Raw genomic sequence first — 23,806 nt, forward strand, 5'->3', positions numbered from 1 at the left:
GATATTAAAAATAGAACAATAATGTAATTTAATGTAAGCGTGGGACATTAAATTAGCCATTTTATTAAATGGAAATTTATAAATAAATTGACTCAGATCATTTTATTATTAAGTTGTTATAAATAGGTTTTTGGGAGGTGATGGGGATAATAGTTTATATATTGGACAGGTTCATCAATCTGTTTCAGATAGTATATTGCCAATATTTGTTTGTAATGGAATTATATTTAATCCGAAATGGAGATCTGTTGTGTTTTCATCGCCATTGTATAAAACTGCATTTTTCTAAAATAACTGCTGTTTTTTTACCCTATTGCTCTTGATGTAAAAATCAGTATAACGCCTGCCGAAGGCGCTATTTTTGACAAGTGAAAGTTTAGCTATTTGTTTTTAAGTCATTGTTTTTTATGTGTTAAATTTGCTCATTCCTGTTTCGTGTATTGTCATTTTTACTAAATTTTTAATTAATGATGAAATTCTCAGATTTTGGTCTATACTGATTATAGATGATTTTTTTATGGCAATTTATAAGTTTCTCTGCTAAGAGGAAATATCCTGGAGCAGAGTATTAAATACAGGGGATTAGTAGCTATGAGATTAGCTATGGAATGCAAATGGTTAATTAATTCGCCCATATATTTATCACTGTGGATAAATTCATCAGCTATTTTCTATTTTAGTAAGAAAATATTAACAAATACACTTTCACTATTGCTTGAGATAACTAAATACGGTAAAAAATACCCACCCCGAAAAATGGATATACAAATAACTCTGACGGGAAAATCCCTTAAGCAGGAATATATACCCCTGGTATAACCGGGGTTTGCTCGTCTTTTTTTGTAGGCTATTTTTCTCACTTTCACTTTCTTAACCAGATACAGGAGGGCTTATGCAGCTCACCCCAAGAGAAGTTGAAAAGCTTATGATCTACACGCTGTCAGATGTGGCGTTCAAGCGCAAAGCGCGTGGCTTGAAACTCAATTATCCGGAAGCTGTTTCTATTATCACCGTCACTGCAATGGAAGGGGCCAGAGATGGCAAATCTGTAGAAGATGTGATGAAAGAAGCCAGTAAAGTTCTTACCAAAGATGATGTGATGGACGGGGTAGCAGATCTGATTCCGAATGTTCAGGTCGAAGCAATTTTTACTGACGGTAGCCGTTTGGTCACAGTACACGACCCTATTAAATAAGTGACGGCAACATGCGAGTAAAAACCTGAATTGAATTTTGCAGAGGATCAAAGCATGAGCGCAAAGAAAAGCACTAAAGATAATGCAGAACAAAATACTCCATTGGGTGGTTGCATTTTAGCCGATACACCGATCACCTTTAACGAAAATAAGCCCGTTACCAAAGTGAAAGTTCGTAATACCGGTGACCGGCCAATTCAAGTGGGTTCACATTTCCACTTCTTTGAAGCTAACCGCGCACTGGAATTTGATCGTGCAGCGGCATACGGAAAAAGGCTGAATATCTCTTCAACAACCGCAATCCGTTTTGAACCCGGAGATGAAACCGAAGTTCCGCTTATTCCTTTTGGTGGCAAGCAAACACTGTATGGCTTTAATAACCTGGTAGATGGTTGGACCGGTGAAGGTGTGGTTCCTAATAGTGAACGTCCGGATAAGCAAGAAGCTATCCGTCGAGCGGCTGAGCGTGGTTTTAAATCATCTAAATAACGCCTTATGTAAATAACAAATCATCGAAATTCGCATACGTGTAATTAGCTATAACCCATAGATTTCAAGTTTCAGGAAGGCGGCAAACGTGATAGTCCCGATGAGCTTACCCAAGTAAGTGATCCGGGTGAGCGAGAGCAGCTAACTCATCCGCAACTTGAAAGATGAAAGTTACGCGTACCGGAAAAAGAAAGGAGCGACAGATGCCTCAAATTTCTCGGCAAGAATACGCGGGTCTATTTGGCCCAACGACCGGCGATAAAATCCGCTTGGGTGATACCAATCTATTTATCGAAATCGAAAAAGACCTGCGTGGATATGGTGAAGAGTCAGTTTACGGTGGCGGTAAGTCATTACGTGACGGAATGGGCGCGAATAACCATCTGACACGCGATAACGGTGTTCTGGATTTAGTCATAACCAACGTCACCATTGTTGATGCCCGTTTAGGGGTTATCAAAGCCGACGTCGGTATTCGCGATGGTAAAATTGCCGGTATCGGCAAAAGTGGTAACCCAGGGGTGATGGATGGCGTGACTCCCGGCATGGTCGTTGGTGTAAGCACCGATGCTATTTCCGGTGAGCATTTGATTCTGACCGCCGCCGGTATTGATAGCCACATTCATTTAATCTCCCCACAACAGGCTTACCATGCGCTCTCTAATGGCGTGGCAACTTTCTTTGGTGGAGGGATTGGCCCAACCGACGGTACTAATGGGACGACTGTAACACCTGGCCCTTGGAATATTCGCCAGATGCTGCGCTCAGTTGAAGGCCTGCCAGTCAACGTGGGTATTCTGGGTAAAGGTAACTCTTTTGGCCGTGGCCCACTGTTGGAACAGGCGATTGCCGGTGTTGTCGGCTATAAAGTTCACGAAGACTGGGGCGCAACAGCAAACGCCCTGCGCCATTCATTACGGATGGCAGATGAAATGGATATTCAGGTTTCCGTACATACCGACAGTTTAAACGAATGTGGTTATGTAGAAGACACCATTGATGCCTTCGAAGGCCGCACCATCCATACCTTCCATACCGAGGGTGCAGGTGGGGGCCATGCACCGGATATCATCCGTGTTGCCAGCCAGCCTAACGTACTGCCAAGTTCGACTAACCCAACCCTGCCATACGGGGTTAACAGTCAAGCCGAACTGTTCGACATGATCATGGTGTGTCACAACCTCAACCCGAATGTGCCTGCTGACGTCTCCTTTGCCGAAAGTCGTGTGCGTCCGGAAACTATCGCGGCAGAAAACGTTCTGCACGATATGGGGGTTATCTCCATGTTCTCCAGTGACTCACAAGCCATGGGGCGTGTTGGGGAAAACTGGCTACGAGTGATGCAAACGGCTAACGCAATGAAAGCATCACGTGGCAAATTGCCAGAAGATGCGCCGGGTAATGATAACTTCCGTGTACTGCGCTATGTGGCAAAAATCACCATTAACCCAGCGATTGCACAAGGTGTCAGCCATGTCATCGGTTCAGTTGAAGTGGGTAAAATGGCCGATTTGGTGCTGTGGGATCCACGTTTCTTTGGTGCGAAACCTAAGATGGTTATCAAAGGCGGCATGATCAACTGGGCGGCAATGGGGGATCCGAACGCATCATTACCAACGCCACAACCAGTGTTCTATCGCCCAATGTTTGGCGCTATGGGTAAAACCATGCAAGACACTTGCGTTACCTTTGTTTCTCAGGCCGCACTGGATGATGGTGTGAAAGAGAAAGCCGGATTAGAGCGTCAGGTTATGGCGGTTAAAAACTGTCGAACCATCTCTAAACGTGACCTGGTGCGTAATGACCAAACACCAAACATTGAAGTAGACCCTGAAACCTTTGCGGTGAAAGTGGATGGCGTACATGCCACCTGTGAGCCTATTGATACAGCGTCGATGAACCAACGTTATTTCTTTGGTTAACAAGAGCTTTGGTTAACAAGGCTTTGGCTGATTAATAGATAAATCTGGACTCAAATCCAGTTTATTAAGCATTCAGTTTGCTCATGGTAAGTGTCATCTGGCTGTTGGATGGGGCGAAAAACAATAGCCGGGATGTGTGGCACAGAAACGGATTTCATTACTGTGGGCAACTGGCTTTTGCCAAAAATACAGGTAAGGAGTCAATATATGATTTTGATAGAGCACATTCTTGGCAATGTGAAAAAAGATTCGGTTTGGCAAGAGAAACTCAAAAACGCCACTTTTGATCTCTTGGTTTTGGATCAACGTGAAGCGCAAAAAAGCCGTTGCCGTAAACTCAGCACGCAGGGGTTGGATCTGGGTATTTCGCTCGACCGACACGTCGTTCTGGCTGATGGGGATGTGCTGGCGTGGGATGAAGAAACCAATGTCGCGGTAGTAGTACAAATCAATTTACGTGATGTGATGGTTATCGATCTGAGTGAACTGAAAAGTCGTTCACCAGATGAATTGATTAAAACCTGCTTTGAACTGGGGCATGCACTGGGTAACCAGCACTGGAAAGCGGTTACAAAAAATAACGAGGTTTATGTGCCTCTGACAGTGGCCACCACCATGATGGATTCGGTGATGAGAACCCACGGGTTCCAGCATTTACCTTTCCGTTTTGTTAAAGGGGCGGAAATTCTGCCGTTACTGAGTAATTCCGAAGCGCGTCTGCTGTTCGGCGGGGCTGAAGATACCGATACTCATGTTCATGTTGCCAGCCCTTTGGATGAACCCCATGGCTCCGGCTTACATGTTCACGCGATTCATTCCCACGGCGATGGGCATGCACATAGCCACGACCATGACCACAGTCATAGCCACGGCGATCACGATCACGACCATAAACACTGATTCTGGCAGGGAGGCACCGCAATGAATGCATCAGATCTCATTCGTATCATGCAATTTGGTGATTCCGTACTGCCGGTCGGGGCCTTCACGTTTTCCAATGGCGTGGAGTCCGCCATTCAAACTGGCGTCGTACGAGACGTACCAACATTAAAAGGCTTTGTATTGACGGCACTCAAGCAGGCGGCCAGTTGTGATGGCATGGGTGTAGTTGCTGCCCATCGTGCAGTTATGGCCGACGATCGTGACGGCATTATCCGAGCTGACTGGGCCGTAAATAATCGCAAACTCAATGAAGAAAGTCGCCTGATGGCAACCCGTATGGGGAAAAAACTGGCGGAGATGTCAATCCATGTGGTGGAACATCCGCTGATAAGCTGGTGGCTGGAGCAGATAAAAAATGGCAATACCGCTGGGACTTATCCGGTCACTCAGGCGGTGGTCATGGCAGCGCAGGGCATTGGGCAGCGGGAAGTGGTGGTGATGCACCAATATGGTGTGGCGGTGACGATATTAAGTGCGGCTATGCGTTTGATGCGCGTAACCCATTTTGACACACAGCATATCTTGTTTGAATTGAATCACGACATTGAGAAATTCTGTGATATTGCCGAAATTGGCGATATTGAACAGATGTCTTCTTATGTCCCTATTGTTGATGTTCTGGCGGCGGTGCATGTGAAAGCGCATGTTCGTCTGTTTAGCAACTGATCGACTATTTAACTGATTGATAAAATGACTTCTGAGTGCTGGGTGAGTGGACTCGCCGAGGACAGCTTATTGGCCAACTACTTGGCCAATATCAGATAAAACTAAGAGGATTACCCCGTGAATAGCCATTCAACCGATAAACGCAAAAAGATCACCCGCATTGGTATTGGTGGCCCGGTGGGTTCAGGTAAAACCGCCATTATCGAAGTGATCACCCCTATTCTGATCAAACGGGGTATTAAGCCTCTGATCATTACCAATGACATCGTCACTACCGAGGATGCCAAACAGGTGAAACGTACCCTGAAAGGCATTCTGGATGAAGAGAAGATCCTCGGGGTCGAAACCGGTGCTTGCCCACATACTGCGGTGCGCGAAGACCCAAGTATGAATATTGCTGCGGTGGAAGAGATGGAAGAGCGCTTCCCTGACAGCGACCTCATCATGATTGAAAGCGGTGGCGACAACCTGACACTGACCTTTAGCCCGGCTTTAGCCGACTTCTATATCTATGTCATCGATGTGGCGGAAGGGGAAAAAATCCCGCGTAAAAATGGTCCAGGTTTGGTTCAGGCGGACATTCTTGTCATCAACAAAATTGACCTCGCCCCTTATGTCGGTGCCAGCCTGGATGTGATGGAAAGTGACACCAAAGTGGTTCGTGGCGAGCGCCCTTATATTCTGACCAACTGTAAAACTGGGCAGGGCATTGAAGAGTTGGTGGATATGATTATGCGCGACTTCTTGTTTACCCATGTGCAGCCACAAGGAGAACATGCATGACATCGCAGAGCCAGAATATCGTGGAAACTCCTTCACGGGTTCGCGCTCACGCATTAGGTATTAACGCACCGGAACTCGCGGAGTACCAAGATGAACCGGCGCAAATGCGTAGCGGGGCGGTAGGGAAAAGCGGCTATCTCAAACTGAGATTTGCCAAACGTGAACATCGCAGTATTTTGGCCGAAATGGAAAGGCGGGTGCCCTCAATGGTGCAAAAAGCACTGTACTGGGATGAAGAAATGCCCGAACTGCCTTGTGTCACCATGATCTCGACTTCAGGATGCATTTTACAAGGTGACCGTCTAGCCACTGACGTGATTGTGGAGGCGGGGGCTTGCGCCCATGTCACTACACAGTCGGCGACCAAAGTTCATATGATGAATGCCAACTACGCGTCGCAAATACAGAATTTTACGGTGGAAGAGGGGGGGTATCTTGAATTTATGCCAGACCCACTTATTCCACATCGTAACTCGCGTTTTATTACTGATACCACCATTAATATTCATCCGACAGCGACGGCGATTTATTCGGAAGTTCTGATGTCTGGGCGTAAATATCACCATGCAGATGAGCGCTTTGGTTTTGATGTTTATTCCTCTCGAGTAGCAGCGCACGTTTTTTTGGGTAAAGAACTGCCAGCAGGTAAAGAGCTATTTGTTGAGAAATATATATTGGAACCAAAGTCAGAAAGTCTTGATGCTATTGGGGTGATGCAATCATTTGATGCGTTTGGCAATGTGATCTTATTAACCCCCAAAGAGCATCATGACCGCATTCTGGCGCGGGTACCGGCTCATTTTGATATTAAAGGCGGTATTGCCAGTGGCGCGACGCGTTTGCCAAATGATTGCGGATTGGTATTTAAAGCCCTCGGTATTGATAGCGCCGGTGTTAAGGCTGAAGTCCGGCAGTTTTGGAAAATAGCACGTGAGGAAATTCTCGGTATTACATTGCCGGAACAATTCTTGTGGCGCTAAGGTTTTGCTAAAAGTCATCGGCGTTGCAGCAAAATATCGCTGCAACGAAAAATGAATGCAGTTAATAGAGCTGCAGTTTTAAGTTACAAGGATAAAATAATGGATGCTAAAACGGGCAATCAATCCGGTTGGGCACAACTCAGTGCTTCGAATGTTTTCATTGAATTTATCGATACAACGCTACGCGGCTGTGCTCAAGTGATGTTTCAGAATAACCCTCTGACTGGGCTATTCTTTTTTATCGCAATATTTGTCGGAGCCTACGGTGAAGGTAATCCGGCAGTGGCATATGGATGTGTGCTGGGAACGGTAGTGGCAACACTCACTGGATTAACGATGCGCGATCGTAAATCATGGCGCGCGGGATTATACGGTTATAACGGGTGTTTAGTGGGGACGGCATTACCGACATTTTTGGTTGCCACACCGACAGTCTGGGCGTGCATTATTTTAGGTAGCATCGTGTCGGTTATTGTTATGGCTTGTATCGCCGATATTTTGAAAACCTGGAAAGTTGCGGCATTAACCGCACCTTTTGTACTCACTACCTGGATGATATTACTGGCGAGCTACGCCTTTACTGGTCTGCAGAGTAGTGGATTACCGGCACCTGCGCTTCCTCATCCTCTGGTATTAGATGCCAGTGCAGCTGCAGCTGGTAGCAATATTTTTGTTAATATGTTCAGTGGTGTTTCGCAAGTATTCTTATTTAGTAGTTTGATTGGCGGTATTCTTTTTATTATCGGGCTGGCGGTAGAATCGCTTTGGGCGGCAATATTTGCAGTGGGGGGATCGTTACTGGCGATATTTACCGCTATATTTCTTGGCGCAAACCCGAGCAGTATTGATGCCGGGCTTTATGCATTTAGTGCGGTATTGACTGCAATAGCTTTAGGTTCGACCTTTAATAAACCCAGTTGGCGTGTATTGGCTTATACCATCATCGGCGTTATTTTTACGGTTATAGTACAGGGCGCTCTGAATATCTTATTGTCCCCTATCGGTATTCCAACGTTGACGATGCCATTTGTTCTCGCTTCGTGGTTATTCCTGGTTCCTAATAAAGATGTAATGCCAGCGCATAGACAATAGTCATTTATTCTGGAGTATGAATATGTCGACTGGGATAGAGAAACGTAGTGCATTTGGCAATCAGCAAACTAAACGTCATGCCATTTACTTATTAATTGGTTTATTGATAGTTAATGGCCTGGCGTGGCTTTGGGCTTTCACTGAATTTAATGGTAATGCGGTGTTGATGGGGATGGCATTTCTGGCTTACAGCTTTGGTTTGCGTCATGCTGTTGATGCTGACCATATTGCAGCCATTGATAATGTCACTCGTAAATTGATGCAACAGGGGAAGACGCCGATTGCGGTGGGAACATTCTTCTCCCTCGGTCATTCAACTATTGTCATATTAGCTTCACTGGCTATCGCCGCTACCGCGATGGCGTTTAAAGATAATATGGCATGGTTTCATGAAACCGGTGGTTTGATTGGTACGATGGTTTCATCACTGTTTTTATTACTGTTTGGTTTTCTTAATTTAACCATTCTGATTTCAGTGTATAAAAAGTTTAAACAGGTCAAAGCAGGACATGTCTATAAAGATGAAGAGCTTGACCTATTAGTGACCAATAACGGTGGACTTCTTGCCAGAATATTCAAACGTGTATTTAACATGGTGAATAAAAGTTGGCATATGTACCCCGTTGGTTTTTTATTCGGTTTGGGTTTTGATACTGCAACCGAAGTTGGGGTTTTAGGAATCTCTGCTGCCAGTGCCACCCATGGTATGAATTTATGGTCAATTATGGTTTTCCCCATTTTATTTGCATCTGGGATGGCCCTTATCGACTCGCTTGATAATTTTGTCATGATTGGCGCTTATGGTTGGGCTTTTTCTAAACCAATACGAAAATTGTATTACAACATTACCATCACAGCAGCTTCAGTTATTATTGCATTCTTTATCGGTGGGATTGAGGCGTTGGGATTAATTGCAGATAAGCTCGGTTTGACAGGTGGTGTTTGGACGCCAATAAATAATATCAGTGAAAACTTAGGTGAGATAGGTTACTGGATTATTGGTATGTTTATACTGTGCTGGGTAGTTTCTGCGGTTAACTATTATGTTCGTGGATATGATAAGTTAAGTATAACTCGTTAATTATAAATGAAATAAATAAAAAAGGCGCTTAATAAGCGCCTTTTTTATCTGCTTTACAGATTACATATGTTTTTTAGCAAAACCTAAAATATCCTTTTTAATTTCAGATAGTTTGCTTTCAGGTGCTTTTTTGCAGACTTCGACAACTTTCGGTGTCACGATAGTGTCAGTCTCATGCAAATCAACATAATCACCTTTCTTATATTGAGTGTCATCATTTAATACCCAATAAACAACTGGAGTAAATGATTTAGGATTCAGATCCAGGAACTCTTTGCAGGTCATATCACTTGGGGTAGTCGCCGTTGTGCTAGTGGTTGCTGCAAAGCTTGTTGCGGCAGCGGAAAGTAATAAGCCAGTCAATGCAATATTACGAAGTGATTTATAGAACATGCTTATTTCCTTATTTATCTGTTAAATATAATGAAATATTTAAGATAATTAATTTAAGAGTGATAGATATCACTCAAGGCTACGAACGCTGGAATTTCCTATATGCCAGAGAACCTGTATATTATTAACCAATAATGGCATTCTTGCCAACTATATACCCATTGTTTTACTAATTATTGAGTATGAATAGCTTTACAAAATGTAAAATTCTTCATGTGATATGTCTTTATAGTGATAACCGAATTATCAGTTGATTTTAGTCAAAAATAATCATATTTAACCATGATTTTTATTGTTTTTTATCTATACTGTGAGTTACCTATAACAATTTAGCCACTCTCTTGATGAAAATATTACAGGAAATTAAAACCAAGGTATCAATACCCCTTTTATTGGCTATTTTAGTTGCTATTAATGGGGGGCTGGTGTTAAGTCCGGTGCTTTTCCGAGCGTTTTCTCATTCAACCGATGCGGTAAACAATTTCAGCACCTGGAAGGAGGCATTAAGTTTCCTTGAATTATTTGAAATTCCAAAGTTTATCATCGGTCTGCTATTGATATTGATGGCATTTGCAATTTCAATGAAGACGCGTACTGCGTGGTTTCTGACCGTGCTACTGTTGTTCGCTCTGGTTGTTATCAATCTCTTTATTCTGAAAGATCAGAATAAACTGACCACTTATTCACTTATTGTCCTTGTTGCGCTGCTATTTTATTGGCGCGAGTTTGATCATTACAGTCTTGGGAGTGCAACATTCTTTGCGATAGCAAGTGTTTCTTCGTTAATTGTCTACAGTATGTTGGGTACACTTTACATGGGTGATGAGTTCGCACCTGTAGTAACCGATTTACCTACAGCGTTCTATTTCGCGATTGTTTGTATGTCGACAGTGGGCTTCGGGGATATTATTCCGCATACCACTGTGGCGAGAATGTTCACTCTTACGGTGATTATTGCTGGTATTACAGTCTTTGCGACTTCGATTGCTTCTATTGCCGGCCCGATAGTCAGTAATAATATTAAACGCATTGTTAAAGGTAGGATCTCTCACGTGGAACGTAAAAATCATTTTATTATTGTCGGTTCCAGTTCTTTGGCGCTAAATGTTTATAACGGTCTGCATGACCGGGGTGATGATGTTACTGTGGTTTGCGCAGTGGGCAGCCAACACGGTTTTCCTCGACATGCAGATATTATTGAGGGCGATCCCTCTTCTGTCGAAACACTGAAGTTAGCCGGTGCTGCCAGGGCAAAATATATTATCGCATTATGCAACAATGATGCCGACAACACCTTTACCATTCTGGCAGCAAAAGAGATTGCCGGTGAGAGTACGAAAACATTAGCTCTAGTTAATGAAACGCAAAATATGCAAAAAGTTAAACGAGTTAACCCTGATATGGTGTTCTCATTGCCATTGTTAGGTAGCGAACTGCTGGTTAGAACCTTAAATGGCGATACGATTAATAACTCTCTTATTACCGAGATGTTCTTTGGCAATTGCCAAAAATTAGATTAAATATATTGAATTATCGGCAGGTACACATAAAAAACACCCTCATTATGAGGGTGTTTTTTATACCTTGAGCTATCCCTGCCTTTTCTTATTGCGTGGCAGTTTGTTGATCTTTAGGTTTTTCTTTTGGCCCCACCATTAAACCCAATTCAACAGCGATAAAACCAACAATCAGGCTGATGACCAGGTAGCAAATTGAGACTAAAACCTCACTGGGGGTTTTCATCATTTCGACGGCACCAAATACGAAACTAGAAAATGTTGAAAGACCGCCCATAATACCGGTACCCACCATCAGGTGGACATATTGGTTAATTTTACCGTTTTTAAAGAATGAGGTGGCTAACCCTAATAAAAATGCAGCGATGATATTGGCTACAAAGATATCCATCGGGAAGCCATCTGTCAGTCGTGGAACTGATAACATAATAAATTCGCGACACATGGCACCAAAAGCACCACCAACAAAAACTAAAATAATAAGATTCGGCATAACAATTATCTCCGATTAACAACGCTCTCCGATTAATAACATTATCCGGTTAATAAATTGTCCCTCTGATTAATAAGCCAGCCATGCACCCAATGCGGCTGCAGCTAAACCAACTAATACAGAAATAATCAGATATCCAGCAGCAATGGCTCTGCCCCGGGTTGTAGATAGTTTTGCCGCATCTAATTGCATGCTACTGAAGGTGGTATAACCGCCTAAAATACCGGTTAATACGGCGGCATTGATGAGATCGCCATAGCGATCGCGCCAGTCGACACTAAAAAGAATACTTAGATAACCGATTACAAATGCCCCCGAAATATTAATTATAAAAGTACCGAGGGGAAAATTACCTTTATATATTTTGCCGATTCCGAGCCCTATCCACCATCGTAATAGTGAGCCGATCCCTCCACCTAGGCCAACCCACATTACATCGATTGCAGTCATACAAAACCCTCCATAGTTATTCCCTAGAGTGGTAATAATTGTAGTACAAATAAGTTATGAGATCATTCGGATATCAGAAATGTAGAGTAAGAATTTTTACAATCAGAGGGGTTTACTTGCAGTTGTGGAGGATGGCAATAAAATAGGAATACTGTTTCAAAAATACAATAAATGGAGATGGAGCCATCATGCCTTACGACGCAGATCCTTCTCGATACAACCAAATGTAATATCGCTTTTGTGGGAAAAGCGGCTTGCAGCTTCCCGTATTGTCACTTGGACTTTGGCATAATTGCAGTTTTAACAATAGATTAAAATCGCAGAGAACTTTATTGCGTAAAGCCTTTGACCTAGGAACAACCCATTTCGATTTAGCCAATAATTATGCTCCATCGCCAGGTTCGGCAGAACAAAACTTCGGTAAGTTGCTACAAGATGATTTTAAGCCTTATCGTGATGAACTGATAATCTCGACTAAAGCCGGTTATAACATGTGGCCCGGTCCCTACGGTACTGGCAGTTCGCGGAAATATCTGCTGGCCAGCCTGGATCAAAGTCTAAAACGTATGGGACTGGATTATGTGGATATATTCTATTCGCACCGTATTGATGAAAATACGCCAATGGAAGAAACAGCATCAGCTTTAGCGAAGTGGTTAAACATTATATGTTGGAATTTCATCCTATTCTTCTGAGCGAACAATAAAGGTGGTGGAATTATTGCAGCAATGGAAAATTCCTCTGCTTTTTCACCTCAGGCACAAGGGTTGCTGACCGCGAAATATCTCAATGGTATTCCTGATGATTCCCGTATGAAAAAAGAAGCGGCGGTTCGCTCAAAGAAACTATGTTGTCAGAAGCAAATCTGCGCAGCATCAAATTGTTGAACGAATTAGCTGAACTACGTGGGCAGTCTTTGGCGCAAACGGCATTAAGCTGGTTGTTGAAAGATAGACGCTTCACATCGGTTTTAATTGGTGCCAGCCGGCCAGAACAATTAGAGGGAAACTGTGCTGCTCTCAATAACCTGAACTTTAGTGCAGAGGAATTACGTACTATTGATCAGCATGTTGCCGATGAGCAGCTCAATTTATGGCAGGCATCTTCGACGCGCTAAGTGCACCGTCATTTGATGGCAAGTTTATTGCAAAAGGAAAGTCAGTTTTGTCATTAGAACTGACTTTTCTATTTCCGCGTCAAATACTGTGGTTGAGTCAGAACTGTTTTGGCCATCGCGACCGCGCCTATACCAACTGCGAACCATAACGTCAGCCCTCGACTGATGACTGAGGCAATAATTGCATCAGATTGACCAACGCCGACCGCCGATAGAAGTAATGTCATTGCCACTTCTGTTGCCCCCAAGCCACCGGGAATAGAAGAGGCTGCTCCAGCCAAAATACTTAGGCAATAAATAGCGATGATATTGACAATTGGTAAGTCATAGTTGAGTGCATTAACAATCAGGTAAAGAGAAATTCCCTGCATAGTCCAAGCCATAAGGCTCAAAGTTACGCATCCCACAAGTCGATATTTTGATAATAAAAAGGTAACAGCGGATATGCTTTGGATGACGTATATTTTTAGAGAACCTTTCACTAATTGGTTAATTATTAATGACAATAATCTAGAGCGTAAAAGGAATACTATTGCTATAAATAAGGCGATTATGCCCAGCAACCAAAATTGATACTGAGGAAATATAAAAATTATCAACGAAGCTAATACACCAACAGCGATCAGATCAAGAAACCGTTCTGAAATAAAGGCACCGATACTATGTGGATAACTGACGCCATAGCGGTAAAGATAAACCGAACGTACAGTTTCACCAATTTTACCCGGTGTCAGAGTGAAAGCGAATGCAGCAAGGTAGATTTCTAAATTACGGATACCGGGAACGTTATATCCTAATGCAACGATAAAACTATGCCAGCGGATGAATCGTAACAAATAACTTGATAAGGACAGCATTATAACTTGCGTCCATAAGATATTATCAAACGCTAAAATCGCGTCGGCGAAAGCTTCTCTGTTAATCAGTATTGTAATTCCGCCATAAAGTACTATCCCTACCACGATGATAAGTGAGATCACCTTGATTACAACTTGACTTCTGTTAGGTTGGGCTAGTATAGGTTTATGAGGGATCCTGTGTTCCATCAAGAAAGAACCACATTGATAGCCGCCGCTACTGCGATTCCTACTATGATACCTGCAACGATTTCAACACGTGTATGACCCATACGTTCACGAAGTTGCTGGTTATCTAAAGTATCGACCATTAACTTATTAATTAAAACTGCATGCTTTCCTATTTGACGGCGTAGGCTGTTGGCATCCAGTATTACAATGAAAGCTAGTGTAATTGCTACACCAAAAGCGGGATGATGAATCCCCTCTTTGAAAGCAATAAGGGCTGCCATGCTGGTAACAATGGCACTATGATTACTGGGGAGCCCACCATAACCGATCAAGCCAAAAGCCAGTTGCTTAGCCTTGATGCTATTGATTATAAATTTCATGATTCCGGCAATAAGCCAGGTAATAAAAGGGGTAAGTGCGTAAGATATGTCCATAATTATCCCTGTACTGGCCACAATGCCCAACCACATACGGCAATCCACAACAGCACCGTAAGTAATAACTGCCAGTCTGCAAAGAGCGCATCTGTTGGTGATTCGCCTCCATCCAATTCTTCGACGACAAACCAATAGCGGAATAGGCCAAAGAGAACCATAGGAACGGTAATAACCAGTTCCGGTTTGGCCGACATCACAAACATACTGTAAAATAGTAAAGCGCCAGTAGCAGACATTTCGGCATAGCGATCTACCAATGAGACCGAATATTTTTCAAGCACTTTTCTACCTTCTGTACCACTCTGACTCAATTCTTGGCGTCGTTTTACGGCGGCAAGATACAGTGCCAGGCACAAGGTAGTGATGAACATCCAAGAAGATACGGGGACATCAAGTGCCATGGCACCAGCATACACTCGTAAAACAAAGCCGAGAGCGATAGTGAATATATCCACAACAGGCTGGTGTTTGAGCACAAAGGTGTAAGCCAGATTGAGTAACAAATATACTGCAATCACCATGACTACTTTCGGCACCACAAACCATCCCCACACTAATACCACATAAAGGCATCCCAGTAGGAGCAATGCGGCTGGAATCGAAACGATCCCCGCAGCCAATGGGCGAGACTTGGATTTTTTTGGGTGGAGTCGGTCACTCTCTATATCGCGTATATCATTGAGAATGTATGTTGCTGAAGAAGCCACACAAAATAGCAGCAGGGCCAATAAGGCCTGATTTATCGCATGTACATCAAGAAAATCCCCTGAGAATATCAGTGGGGCCAACACGAAGCCATTTTTTATCCATTGTTTGGGTCTCATCAGCTTGATTAGTCCAAGTATCTGAACTAGAGGTGAGCGTACCTTCATGGTATCATCCATTTACTATTTTTAGCCTCAGGTAAAATTATCAAAATGTTTTCTTCTAGGAAACTTGCCTTTAATTATGCCATCTTCGCATTAATAGCAACGGCAGTAAACATTGGTGTGCAGGATCTTATTGTCCGCATATATAGTGGAAAATTTAGTATATTAGCGTCAGTTATTATTGGTACTGGGGTTGGTCTTATTATCAAGTATATTCTCGATAAGCGCTATATTTTCCGGTTTAATGCTCGCAGTGTCGCTCATGACACTCAAACTTTCGCGCTCTATACTGTTATGGGTTTGGTTACTACATTGCTTTTTTGGGGATTTGAATTCTCTTTCTACTACTTTTTCGACGCCAAGGAGATGCGCTATGTGGGCGGCATCATCGGCTTGGCCATCGGGTATTTAACCAAATATCAACTCGATAAACGCTACGTATTCCGTATGGAGATCGTATGAGACCAGTATCCTCTTGGGGGCGTCTCAACGCCCACCCGCATAATATTATCAGCCTGAATGATCCAAATAAAGTCAGTAACCAAATCATGAGCGGGCCTTATCCAGGGTTGGCTTATGGAATGGGGCGCAGCTACGGAGATGTTTGTTTGAATCCAGAGGGGGTGCTTTGGATGACAACGGGTTTGGACCATTTGATAGCATTTGATGAAGTTAGCGGTCGTCTTATCTGTGAAGCGGGTGTATTACTCCGTGATATTCAACGTTTGACCATTCCTCGTGGCTGGATTCTTCCGGTAACTCCAGGTACCCAGATGGTAACTGTTGGAGGGGCTATTGCCAACGATGTTCATGGCAAGAGCCATCATGTACAAGGATCCTTTGGGGATCATGTCCAGAGCATTACGCTGGCACGTACCGATGGCGAAATTATTTGTTGCGGCCCTCAGAACTTTCCCGAATGGTTTGCAGCAACTGTTGGTGGTATAGGGTTGACCGGTGTGATTATTCAAGCTGAGATCCAATTACGTCGTGTCCAAGGCCCATGGCTGGATACCGAGACTGCCCCTTTTGCTAATCTGGATGAGTTTTTCCGTCTTTCTGATGACTCTGAAACTCAGTGGGAACATACGGTATCTTGGATTGACTGTATTTCAGGTGGAGGTGGGCGAGGGTTATTTATGCGCGGTAATCCAGCAGATATAGGACACCGGCCAGAGCCGAAAGGTCGTAAATTGACCATGCCTATTGTGCCGCCAGTTTCTTTGGTCAATCAATTGTCATTACGTTCTTTCAATACAGCTTATTACACGCTCAAAAAGTGGCAGGCTGGGCGAGCTATTGTTCATTACGAACCATTCTTCTACCCTTTGGATAATCTACTCGAATGGAATCGGATGTATGGGCCTAAGGGGTTTTACCAGTACCAAAGTGTAGTCCCTCGTGAGGTAGGTAAAGATGCAGTTCAGGCTATGTTGAAAGAAATAGCTCGTTCGGGTGATGGTTCTTTTCTTGCTATACTTAAAACATTTGGTCATCGCCAGTCGGTTGGTATGCTGAGCTTTCCCCAGCCCGGTGTAACCCTGGCGTTAGATTTTCCTAATCACGGGGCACGTACTCATAAGCTTTTTGAGCGCTTGGATGCGATTGTGCGTGAGGCTGGTGGACGAATATATTTGGCTAAAGATGCGCGCATGCCTAGAGACCTTTTTGAAGCGGGTTACCCGCTATTGGCAGAGTTTCAGAAATTCCGTGATCCGGGCATCAGCTCCGAACTTTCACGCCGTTTGATGGGAAGCTAAAGTGAATAATAAGAAAAGAATCATCATTGTTGGTGCTACTTCGGCTATCGCCGAACATTGTGCTAGATTATGGATACAGAGCCAGCCAGCGGATCTGACACTGCTTGGCCGTGATGAGCAACGCATTGAGCGGGTAGCCACTGATCTCAAGATTCGTAGCCCACAATCTGACATCCGAATTGTACAGGCAGAATTCTTGGATCCTGCAGCTATCCAAGCGATAGTCGATGGCATTGTTTCGCAAGGTGAGATAGATATTATTCTAATTGCGCATGGCTCATTGCCGGAGCAAACCGAATGCCAGAATGATTTACAAACTTGCCGAGACGCTATTGAAATTAACGGTGTTTCTCCTGTGCTCTATGCCGAGGCCTTTGCCAAATATATGGCCAAAGCCAATCATGGCACATTAGCCTTAATCGGCTCAGTTGCTGGCGAACGGGGCCGTAAATCAAATTATGTCTACGGTGCGGCAAAAGGTCTGGTTGCGCGTTATGCACAAGGATTACAACACCGTTTTGCTGGCACGGCAGTGAATATTGTGTTAGTGAACCCTGGACCAACCGATACACCTATGACAGCCCATCTGGCAGTTCAAGGCGCTAAACTTGCGGCAGTAGAAAGTGTAGCGAAGCAGATTGTTGACGGTATTAAGGCGGGGAAAACGGTTATCTATACACCTGGGAAATGGCGATTAATTATGATGATAATTCGGCATTTACCCTCCTTTATCTTTAACAAGATGGATATCTAAAAGTGCAAAAATATTCCATTGCTTTAATTTTATTAATTTTCAGTGTATTTTCTTTAGTGACGCTTACAGTTTGGGATAAAAAAGAAATAAATGGAATTACGGGGGATGAGCCTCATTATTTAGTGATGGCTAGTGGCATAATAAAACATGCCTCACTAGAGCAAACCAAACCGTATAAGGAAGAGTTTGAAACAAGGGCAATATTTAAACCTGGTCTAGCACCGAATGATGCAGAACCATCGCCAACTAATACCCATGCCATCGCTGGTCCACATGGATTGTTTAATGTCCATAATATAGGGCTTCCATTATTGATCTCGATTCCATTTATGCTTGGAGGGATTATTGGTGCCAAAATATTTATGATATTTTGCAGTGCCTTGGTCATATATTTTGGATGGAAGTTTTCTATTTTACTTTCAAAAAGTGAAAGTAAAATATTCTGGACAATAACTGCGACTACAATATCTCTTCCTTTCATTCCTGCGTCGAATCAGATATATCCAGATATATTAGCTGGTTTGATAGCACTTGTTGGTCTTTATTGGTTCTTCACTGCACATAAAAAACGTACAAAAATTCAAGAGCTTTTATTATCTGGCGTCATTGTATTTTTACCATGGCTCCAGATAAAATTTGCTGCAACTAGCATACTACTTATTTTAGTGATTTCAGCTAAAATATATTTAGAATCAAAAGACGCTCACAGAATTATCAGTATATTTGTAATTTCTGCTGTATCGTTCATAGTATTGGCATTTTATAATTATTATGCTTTCGGGCAAATTTCAGGGCCGTACCAATCGGGCGCACTTCAAATAAGTAAAACGAGCCTAATGGTTCTGGTTGGTCTTTACCTTGATCAAAACCAAGGTTTTTTATTTCAGAACCCCGTTAATTTTATCGGTATTCTTGCTATTGGCTGGATGTACAAGTCTAACCGCACATTTACATTAGTTTGGGGGCTGGTTTTCTTATCTTTAATAGTACCTAACGCCCTTCATCCAAATTGGTACGGGGGTTATAGTTTTTCAGGGCGTTTTGGATGGACTGCTGCAGTAGTATTTATTATTCCTACAATTTATGGATTACTTAAATTAGGGGGAAGTAGAGAGAAAATATTTTATCTGATTATATCTGGAAGCCTATTATTGCAGCTATACTTTTTTTACCATTATGCAATTAATGGTGCTGTTCTGTACAATAAGGGCAGTGGGGCATGGTTTGATTCCTATTCAATATTCTATTATCCGATTCATTCTTGGCTACCCATGCTATATAATTCGGAATGGGCATTTGGATGTGTGCCTAACTATGCCTGGTTTATTCTGACTTGTGCTTTTTTATTTATAGGGTTTATGCGCAAAAATGTTTACAATTATGCATCTATTTTAACTGTTTTCTTTTTTGCCCTTATATTATTGTCAGGTTTATCCAAAAAATCGCATCCTAATGAAATCATTTTTTTGGCCAATGACTTACCGTCTCAAACTGGGAAAATATCAGATTCAACTCGTTTCGCAACGCAAAATATAGATAGCCCTGGTTTTATTAATTATGGTCCTTATGTTCCTCTAAATAAAGGGGATTATGAGCTTGTAATAATATATCAGAGCTCTGGAATGACTTCAGTACCAATTGGCTCGTTTGATATCCTCGATATTATATCAGGAACACAAATTATGTTAACGCCAATATATGGGACTAATGATAAAAAAAAGGAGCTAAAATTTAATTTTCAAATACATAATAAGAAGAAAAACTTAATGGAATTTAGAACATATTGGAATGGCATATCAAATTTGACAGTGGAAAGTATTTTGTTAAAGAAAATTTAAGGAACAACTAAAAAATTAGTGAGAATAATTGGTGGTTTTAAGCCACATCTTTGAACTGCTCCCATAAAGTTGGGCGGTTTATCAGGCGGCCTGGAATGCCTCTGTGCCGGCAGACAATTCTGCCCTATATTTTGAGCATAAGAGGAGTCTATGGGCACACCACGATTTCTCACCTGAATTTAAGGAATAGGCCGCCCGTCAGATCACTGAGCGTGGCTACGCTGTTGCTGAAGTTTCCGGCGTCCTGGCGTTTCTGCGCATAGCCATTTATAAATGGCTGCGAAGTATCAAGCCGGATAACAGTGAACGACAGGTAAGCGACCTGATCGAGGCCAGAACTGAGATCTTAAAACTAAAAACACAGCTTAAACGCACGGAGGAACGGCGGGACATACTGAAAAAAGCAGCGCGATACTTTGCAAGAGAGCCCGACTGAAGTATAGCTTCATCAACGATTACCGAACTATCTGGCGGATCGTGGCAATGCGTCGGGTTCTGAGTGACACACTTTTACCTGGGAGATTTTTCACTATTGGTGGGTTATTTGTTTGCGACAAGACCGACTTTGAGTAGCTTACCGTCGCTCTCGTCTGTCAACAGATAAATATAGCCGTCAGGCCCGATGCGCACATCGCGGATTCTTTCGCCGCGATCACCCAACAGGCGCTCCTCCCCAATAACTTTATCGCCATCCAGTTGTAAACGAATTAACTCTTTTTGCGCTAATGCGCCGATAAACAGCGAGTGCTGCCAGGCAGGGAATCGATCGGCATTATAAAATGCCATCCCACTGATACCTGGAGATTTTTCCCAGTAATAGGCGGGCTGTTCAGTCCCATCTACATGAGTACCTTTCGCTTCAGGGATCGGCAAACCCGAATAGTTCATCCCATGTGTTGCCAGTGGCCAACCGTAGTTTTTTCCCGCTATTAGGATGTTTATTTCATCGCCGCCTTTTGGCCCATGTTCATTGGACCACATCACGCCACTCCAAGGATTAAGCGCCAACCCTTGTGGATTACGGTGGCCATAAGACCAAACTTCGGGTCTTGCCGGTGACTGATTGGCGAAGGGATTATCTTTCGGTACCTTACCATCTGGGGTTAGACGCACAATTTTACCCTGGTGCAAGCTCAGATCCTGAGCGGTCAGGCGCTGATTATTCTCACCTAAAGTGATAAAAAGGTCTCCTTTCTTATCAAAAGCTAGTTTGCCACCAAAATGGTTACCGGTTGATAATTTAGGTTGTTGACGGAAGAATACCGTGAAGTTTTCTACAGCTGTACCTTGCGGATTAAGGCGACCATAGCCCACCGCAGTACCGGCTTTTCCATCCTTTCCCTCTTCAGCAAAACTGAGGTAGATGCGCCTGTCTTGGGCAAATTTAGGTGATAAGGCGACTTCCAATAAGCCACCTTGCCCCTTAGCATACACCGCAGGCACGCCTTTTAAGGGGGCTGACAGTGGTTTTCCTTGTTGCCATAACCGAAGTTGCCCTGAACGTTCGGTGATCAAAATCACCCCATTATGCGGCAGAAATGCTAGTGACCAAGGGTGTTCCAACCCATCCTGTAGCTCAGTTACCGTCACTGTGGGAGTTGGAGTGGCGATAGCAGATACGGAGAAAAATATACTCAGCAAGAGTAATTTTAATCGCTGAAAATGCAGCCGAGAGGATGGTATTTTATTTTCTAATAACGTCATTCGTCACTCCATAAATAGGCAAGCACCTGTTAACTTTAGAGTATTAAGTTGGAATCGGCTATTTTTGCCCTCATGGACTGTATATTGTTCGTATAGGGAGGGGAATGGCGGCTATGCTCTTCGCTTCACGAATAAAGCTGTTGCGCTGAACCCACTGAAAAAGTAAGAAAGTTTGGATGAAACGATTATCAAACCAATAAGATTTCCTAATTTATTCTTTTATCGATTTCACTCGATTTTATCGTCGTGTCTCGCTGTTCCTAAATCAGCTAATAATAACTAACTATATGAAATAAAAATGAATTAAACTTAATTCGCCGAGCAAAAAAATAATCATTTTGCGATAACCATCACATTGTAATAACTGAGAAATGTGAAGGCTATCAATGTGAGAAGTCAATCTAAGACGATTATTGCTATGTTTGAATTACTGGATTGGCTGTCAACTCCGTATACTGCCGACAACCAGAAACAATGGGGCTGGGCAAGGGGCACGATAAAGTACAGGTAAAGGGAATTCACCATTGCACTGGCATATAAATAACTTGTGTCTTTTGAACATCAAAAGGTGTTGGGTATGGAAAAGAAAAAAATTTATCTCTTTTGTTCTGCCGGTATGTCTACCTCATTACTGGTTTCCAAAATGAAAGTACAAGCAGAGAAGTATGAAGTGCCAGTGATTATTAATGCTTACCCGGAAGCGCTGGCTGCGCAGCATGGGATTGAAGCCGATGTGATCCTCTTAGGGCCACAGATTGCTTATATGTTGCCAGAAGTCACAAAAATGTTCCCGAACAAACCCGTCGAAGTGATTGATTCTATCCTGTACGGCAAAGTCGATGGTTTAGGGGTATTAAAAGCTGCTGTTGCCGCAATAAAAAAAGCAAAACAATAAGGGGAGCACTGTGAGCGCATTTATTAATTCTCTGGAAAGGGCCATATTGCCCTTCGCCATTAAAATTGGCAAACAGCAACATATTAATGCCATCAAGAATGGGTTTATTCGGCTGATGCCGCTGACCCTGACGGGTGCTATGTTTGTACTTATCAATAATGTTTTCTTGAGTTTTGGTGAAGGGTCATTCTTTTTCTCGATGGGTGTCCGGCTGGACGCCGATACCATCACCACGCTCAATGGTTTTAAAGCGATAGGCGGCAACGTTTACAACGGTACTCTCGGTATCATGTCGTTAATGACGCCATTCTTTATCAGTATGGCTCTGGCTGAAGAGAAAAGAGTCGATCCGCTGGCTTCAGCACTGCTGGCGATTGCTGCCTTTATGACCGTGACCCCATACAGTGTTGGCGATGCCTATGCAGTAGGTGCTAACTGGCTAGGTGGCGCAAATATTATATCCGGTATTATTATTGGCTTGGTAGTGGCAGAGGTCTTCGCCTTCATCGTGCGCCGTAACTGGGTTATCCGCCTGCCAGACAGTGTCCCAACTTCAGTCTCCCGTTCTTTCTCTGCATTGATACCTGGTTTTATCATTCTATCCATCATGGGGGTGATTGCTTATGCCCTTGGATTACATGGCACCAACTTCCACCAGATCATTATGGACACCATTTCAGCTCCGCTGTCTAAGATGGGCAGTGTTGTAGGTTGGGTGTATGTGATGTGCTCTTCACTGTTGTGGTTCTTCGGGATACACGGTGCGATGGCATTATCTGCATTGGAAAGTGGCATTATGATGCCATTTGCATTGGAAAACGTGGCGACATATACCCAATATGGCTCTGTTGCTGCGGCCTTGGCTGCTGGCAAAGAATTCCATATGTGGGCCAAACCTTTTGTTGATTCCTATATCTTCCTCGGCGGAACCGGGGCAACACTGGGGCTGGTTATTGCTATCTTTATTGGTTCTCGCCGTGAAGATTATCGTCAGGTGGCAAAACTGGGCGCTCCAGCCAGTATTTTCCAGATTAACGAACCGATTCTGTTTGGTTTACCGGTTATTATGAACCCGCTGTTCTTTATTCCGTTTATCCTGGTTCAACCGGTATTAGCCATCATCACTTCTATTGCGTATTACACCGGGTTTATTCCGCCAATCACCAATATTGCACCCTGGACCATGCCTGTCGGATTGGGGGCTTTCTTTAACACCAACGGCAGTATTGCGGCGATGCTATTAAGTTTGTTCAACCTTGGTATTGCCACAATGATTTATCTACCCTTTGTGATTATTGCGAATAAAGCACAAAACGCGATAGACAGTGAAGTTCAAAGCGAAGAAGAAATAGCTGATAGCTTGAAATTCTAATGATGAAACCCATTTAACGTATGAGGTTG

The 23,806-nt window shown here is 43.2% G+C and carries 23 protein-coding genes and 2 pseudogenes; 18 read left to right on the forward strand and 7 right to left on the reverse strand.

Annotation, left to right across the window (positions count from 1 at the left end):
- Positions 1–892 precede the first annotated feature (892 nt).
- From ACF3VQ_RS04930 to ACF3VQ_RS04970, 9 genes are all read left to right on the forward strand, one after another.
- Positions 893–1,195: an urease subunit gamma gene (locus ACF3VQ_RS04930; RefSeq protein ID WP_002215288.1), complete on the forward strand. Its 303-nt coding sequence runs from the start codon at positions 893–895 to the stop codon at positions 1,193–1,195.
- A 54-nt stretch (positions 1,196–1,249) separates the two neighbouring features.
- Positions 1,250–1,684, forward strand: a complete 435-nt coding sequence (locus tag ACF3VQ_RS04935) for an urease subunit beta (protein ID WP_392433641.1) — start codon at positions 1,250–1,252, stop codon at positions 1,682–1,684.
- Between the two features lie 203 nt (positions 1,685–1,887).
- A complete protein-coding gene (locus tag ACF3VQ_RS04940) occupies positions 1,888–3,606 on the forward strand; it encodes an urease subunit alpha (RefSeq protein WP_392433642.1) in 1,719 nt (572 codons plus the stop codon).
- Between the two features lie 207 nt (positions 3,607–3,813).
- The gene (ureE, locus tag ACF3VQ_RS04945; RefSeq protein ID WP_392433643.1) at positions 3,814–4,506 is read left to right on the forward strand and encodes an urease accessory protein UreE; all 693 of its coding nucleotides are present in this window, start codon (positions 3,814–3,816) and stop codon (positions 4,504–4,506) included.
- A gap of 21 nt (positions 4,507–4,527) precedes the next feature.
- A complete protein-coding gene (locus ACF3VQ_RS04950; protein ID WP_392433644.1) occupies positions 4,528–5,214 on the forward strand; it encodes an urease accessory protein UreF in 687 nt (228 codons plus the stop codon).
- A 117-nt stretch (positions 5,215–5,331) separates the two neighbouring features.
- Positions 5,332–5,997 (forward strand): urease accessory protein UreG, encoded by a 666-nt coding sequence (gene ureG, locus ACF3VQ_RS04955; protein ID WP_004390399.1) that lies wholly within the window; start codon positions 5,332–5,334, stop codon positions 5,995–5,997.
- On the forward strand, positions 5,994–6,977 hold the full coding sequence (locus ACF3VQ_RS04960; RefSeq protein WP_392433645.1) for an urease accessory protein UreD: 984 nt from the start codon (positions 5,994–5,996) through the stop codon (positions 6,975–6,977). The genes ureG and ACF3VQ_RS04960 overlap by 4 nt, the downstream gene beginning before the upstream one ends.
- A 99-nt stretch (positions 6,978–7,076) precedes the next feature.
- The gene (gene yut, locus ACF3VQ_RS04965) at positions 7,077–8,069 is read left to right on the forward strand and encodes an urea transporter (protein ID WP_392433646.1); all 993 of its coding nucleotides are present in this window, start codon (positions 7,077–7,079) and stop codon (positions 8,067–8,069) included.
- Positions 8,070–8,091: 22 nt separating this feature from the next.
- Positions 8,092–9,150, forward strand: a complete 1,059-nt coding sequence (locus ACF3VQ_RS04970) for a HoxN/HupN/NixA family nickel/cobalt transporter (protein ID WP_392433647.1) — start codon at positions 8,092–8,094, stop codon at positions 9,148–9,150.
- 60 nt (positions 9,151–9,210) lie between these two features.
- On the opposite strand, the gene hdeB is transcribed toward ACF3VQ_RS04970, so the two are convergent.
- A complete protein-coding gene (hdeB, locus tag ACF3VQ_RS04975; protein WP_392433648.1) occupies positions 9,211–9,543 on the reverse strand; it encodes an acid-activated periplasmic chaperone HdeB in 333 nt (110 codons plus the stop codon).
- Between the two features lie 344 nt (positions 9,544–9,887).
- Between hdeB and kch the strand changes: the two genes are divergently transcribed.
- Positions 9,888–11,063 (forward strand): voltage-gated potassium channel protein, encoded by a 1,176-nt coding sequence (gene kch / locus ACF3VQ_RS04980; RefSeq protein WP_392433649.1) that lies wholly within the window; start codon positions 9,888–9,890, stop codon positions 11,061–11,063.
- 85 nt (positions 11,064–11,148) lie between these two features.
- On the opposite strand, the gene crcB is transcribed toward kch, so the two are convergent.
- Positions 11,149–11,553 (reverse strand): fluoride efflux transporter CrcB, encoded by a 405-nt coding sequence (crcB, locus tag ACF3VQ_RS04985; RefSeq protein WP_392433650.1) that lies wholly within the window; start codon positions 11,551–11,553, stop codon positions 11,149–11,151.
- A 69-nt stretch (positions 11,554–11,622) separates the two neighbouring features.
- Complete coding sequence (locus ACF3VQ_RS04990) at positions 11,623–12,003, reverse strand: fluoride efflux transporter FluC (protein WP_392433651.1); 381 nt, start codon at positions 12,001–12,003, stop codon at positions 11,623–11,625.
- Between the two features lie 254 nt (positions 12,004–12,257).
- On the opposite strand from ACF3VQ_RS04990, the pseudogene ACF3VQ_RS04995 reads away from it, so the two are divergent.
- Positions 12,258–13,120: pseudogene (locus tag ACF3VQ_RS04995) on the forward strand (aldo/keto reductase).
- A gap of 68 nt (positions 13,121–13,188) precedes the next feature.
- Here the strand turns inward: ACF3VQ_RS04995 and ACF3VQ_RS05000 are convergent.
- The 3 genes from ACF3VQ_RS05000 to ACF3VQ_RS05010 are packed head-to-tail and all read right to left on the reverse strand — an operon-like array spanning position 13,189 to position 15,409.
- On the reverse strand, positions 13,189–14,166 hold the full coding sequence (locus ACF3VQ_RS05000) for a YbhN family protein (RefSeq protein WP_392433652.1): 978 nt from the start codon (positions 14,164–14,166) through the stop codon (positions 13,189–13,191).
- Positions 14,166–14,582: a divergent PAP2 family protein gene (locus ACF3VQ_RS05005; RefSeq protein WP_392433653.1), complete on the reverse strand. Its 417-nt coding sequence runs from the start codon at positions 14,580–14,582 to the stop codon at positions 14,166–14,168. The genes ACF3VQ_RS05000 and ACF3VQ_RS05005 overlap by 1 nt, the downstream gene beginning before the upstream one ends.
- Positions 14,583–14,584: 2 nt before the next feature.
- Entirely contained in the window at positions 14,585–15,409 is an 825-nt protein-coding gene (locus ACF3VQ_RS05010) for a decaprenyl-phosphate phosphoribosyltransferase (RefSeq protein ID WP_392433654.1), read from the reverse strand.
- 93 nt (positions 15,410–15,502) lie between these two features.
- Here ACF3VQ_RS05010 and ACF3VQ_RS05015 point away from each other — a divergent pair, with 93 nt between their 5' ends.
- The 5 genes and pseudogenes from ACF3VQ_RS05015 to ACF3VQ_RS05035 form a co-directional block, all read left to right on the forward strand.
- Positions 15,503–15,916 (forward strand): GtrA family protein, encoded by a 414-nt coding sequence (locus tag ACF3VQ_RS05015; RefSeq protein WP_392433655.1) that lies wholly within the window; start codon positions 15,503–15,505, stop codon positions 15,914–15,916.
- Positions 15,913–17,214 (forward strand): FAD-dependent oxidoreductase, encoded by a 1,302-nt coding sequence (locus ACF3VQ_RS05020; RefSeq protein WP_392433656.1) that lies wholly within the window; start codon positions 15,913–15,915, stop codon positions 17,212–17,214. Before ACF3VQ_RS05015 ends, ACF3VQ_RS05020 begins: the two co-directional genes overlap by 4 nt.
- Before the next feature lies 1 nt (position 17,215).
- Positions 17,216–17,968, forward strand: coding sequence for an SDR family NAD(P)-dependent oxidoreductase (locus ACF3VQ_RS05025; RefSeq protein WP_392433657.1), 753 nt, complete (start codon positions 17,216–17,218; stop codon positions 17,966–17,968).
- Between the two features lie 2 nt (positions 17,969–17,970).
- Positions 17,971–19,806 carry a hypothetical protein gene (locus ACF3VQ_RS05030; RefSeq protein WP_392433658.1) on the forward strand — a complete coding sequence of 612 codons (1,836 nt, stop codon included), beginning with the start codon at positions 17,971–17,973 and terminating at the stop codon, positions 19,804–19,806.
- A gap of 150 nt (positions 19,807–19,956) precedes the next feature.
- Positions 19,957–20,304: pseudogene (locus ACF3VQ_RS05035) on the forward strand (transposase); the annotation flags it as partial.
- Between the two features lie 42 nt (positions 20,305–20,346).
- Here ACF3VQ_RS05035 and ACF3VQ_RS05040 read toward each other — a convergent pair.
- Positions 20,347–21,510, reverse strand: coding sequence for a PQQ-dependent sugar dehydrogenase (locus ACF3VQ_RS05040; RefSeq protein WP_392433659.1), 1,164 nt, complete (start codon positions 21,508–21,510; stop codon positions 20,347–20,349).
- Positions 21,511–22,087: 577 nt separating this feature from the next.
- On the opposite strand from ACF3VQ_RS05040, the gene ACF3VQ_RS05045 reads away from it, so the two are divergent.
- A complete protein-coding gene (locus ACF3VQ_RS05045; RefSeq protein WP_005166429.1) occupies positions 22,088–22,405 on the forward strand; it encodes a PTS sugar transporter subunit IIB in 318 nt (105 codons plus the stop codon).
- 10 nt (positions 22,406–22,415) lie between these two features.
- The gene (gene chbC, locus ACF3VQ_RS05050) at positions 22,416–23,777 is read left to right on the forward strand and encodes a PTS N,N'-diacetylchitobiose transporter subunit IIC (protein ID WP_005172943.1); all 1,362 of its coding nucleotides are present in this window, start codon (positions 22,416–22,418) and stop codon (positions 23,775–23,777) included.
- The last annotated feature ends 29 nt before the right edge of the window (positions 23,778–23,806 follow it).

Source organism: Yersinia fenwicki (genome assembly GCF_043099325.1).
In the GTDB taxonomy this organism is placed as follows: domain Bacteria; phylum Pseudomonadota; class Gammaproteobacteria; order Enterobacterales; family Enterobacteriaceae; genus Yersinia.

Coding starts and splice junctions, on each gene's coding strand:
- ACF3VQ_RS04990 (WP_392433651.1), bottom strand. CDS start 12,003: ATGACTGCAATCGATGTAATGTGGGTTGGCCTAGGTGGAGGGATCGGC.
- ACF3VQ_RS04970 (WP_392433647.1), top strand. CDS start 8,092: ATGTCGACTGGGATAGAGAAACGTAGTGCATTTGGCAATCAGCAAACT.
- ACF3VQ_RS05040 (WP_392433659.1), bottom strand. CDS start 21,510: ATGACGTTATTAGAAAATAAAATACCATCCTCTCGGCTGCATTTTCAG.
- ACF3VQ_RS05020 (WP_392433656.1), top strand. CDS start 15,913: ATGAGACCAGTATCCTCTTGGGGGCGTCTCAACGCCCACCCGCATAAT.
- ACF3VQ_RS04935 (WP_392433641.1), top strand. CDS start 1,250: ATGAGCGCAAAGAAAAGCACTAAAGATAATGCAGAACAAAATACTCCA.
- ACF3VQ_RS05045 (WP_005166429.1), top strand. CDS start 22,088: ATGGAAAAGAAAAAAATTTATCTCTTTTGTTCTGCCGGTATGTCTACC.
- ACF3VQ_RS04930 (WP_002215288.1), top strand. CDS start 893: ATGCAGCTCACCCCAAGAGAAGTTGAAAAGCTTATGATCTACACGCTG.
- hdeB (WP_392433648.1), bottom strand. CDS start 9,543: ATGTTCTATAAATCACTTCGTAATATTGCATTGACTGGCTTATTACTT.
- ACF3VQ_RS05000 (WP_392433652.1), bottom strand. CDS start 14,166: ATGGAACACAGGATCCCTCATAAACCTATACTAGCCCAACCTAACAGA.
- ACF3VQ_RS04950 (WP_392433644.1), top strand. CDS start 4,528: ATGAATGCATCAGATCTCATTCGTATCATGCAATTTGGTGATTCCGTA.
- ACF3VQ_RS05015 (WP_392433655.1), top strand. CDS start 15,503: ATGTTTTCTTCTAGGAAACTTGCCTTTAATTATGCCATCTTCGCATTA.
- yut (WP_392433646.1), top strand. CDS start 7,077: ATGGATGCTAAAACGGGCAATCAATCCGGTTGGGCACAACTCAGTGCT.
- ACF3VQ_RS04960 (WP_392433645.1), top strand. CDS start 5,994: ATGACATCGCAGAGCCAGAATATCGTGGAAACTCCTTCACGGGTTCGC.
- ACF3VQ_RS05005 (WP_392433653.1), bottom strand. CDS start 14,582: ATGGACATATCTTACGCACTTACCCCTTTTATTACCTGGCTTATTGCC.
- ACF3VQ_RS04940 (WP_392433642.1), top strand. CDS start 1,888: ATGCCTCAAATTTCTCGGCAAGAATACGCGGGTCTATTTGGCCCAACG.
- ureE (WP_392433643.1), top strand. CDS start 3,814: ATGATTTTGATAGAGCACATTCTTGGCAATGTGAAAAAAGATTCGGTT.
- kch (WP_392433649.1), top strand. CDS start 9,888: ATGAAAATATTACAGGAAATTAAAACCAAGGTATCAATACCCCTTTTA.
- ACF3VQ_RS05010 (WP_392433654.1), bottom strand. CDS start 15,409: ATGAGACCCAAACAATGGATAAAAAATGGCTTCGTGTTGGCCCCACTG.
- crcB (WP_392433650.1), bottom strand. CDS start 11,553: ATGCCGAATCTTATTATTTTAGTTTTTGTTGGTGGTGCTTTTGGTGCC.